The sequence below is a fragment of the Ruoffia tabacinasalis genome, from assembly GCF_042652985.1.
Taxonomy (GTDB): Bacteria; Bacillota; Bacilli; order Lactobacillales; family Aerococcaceae; genus Ruoffia; species Ruoffia tabacinasalis.
Map to the genome: position 1 here is coordinate 1 of NZ_JBHSHQ010000094.1, position 591 is coordinate 591.

1 protein-coding gene is annotated in these 591 nt (G+C 39.4%); it reads left to right on the plus strand.

From position 1 onward, the window contains the following. The coding region (locus ACFO5Y_RS11765) for an HAD-IC family P-type ATPase (RefSeq protein ID WP_380706754.1) at positions 1 to 591 on the plus strand (591 nt) is incomplete at both ends.

Consider the following 591-nt stretch of genomic DNA (forward strand, 5'->3'; position numbering starts at 1 on the left):
TCTATAGAGGATTGGTCCTTTTAGTGGCAGCTTCACCCTGTGCTTTAGCAGCGGCTACTGTATCGGTAACTTTATCGACGACTTCTAACTTGGCCAAAAAAGGCGTCCTTTCAAAAGGTAGTTCTTACCTGTCTCAATTAGCCGATACTCAAGCCATTGCATTTGACAAGACAGGAACCTTGACTAAAGGAAAACCTGAAGTAACCAATTACTATTTTGCTGATTCCGTGAACGAAGAAAACATGATTGATATCGTAGTAGCTCTTGAAAAAGAATCCAATCACCCTTTAGCAGATGCTATTCTAAGAAAGTTTGAGCAAAAAAATAAACTAACTATCGAAGTAGAAAACCAGATCGGCAAAGGATTGACAGGAGATTACAAAGGGAGAAATTATCGTATAGGAAAACCGACTTCGTTTGACGATGTTTCAGATGAATATAGTCGTTTAAATAATGAATGGTCGTCAGAAGGTAAGACGGTCGTATACGTAGCAGTAGATGAGGCTGTTATAGGTCTTATTGCCCTCATGGATGTTCCGAGTGAGCATGCAAAAGAAACCATTGATTATTTCAGAGAACAAGGCATACACA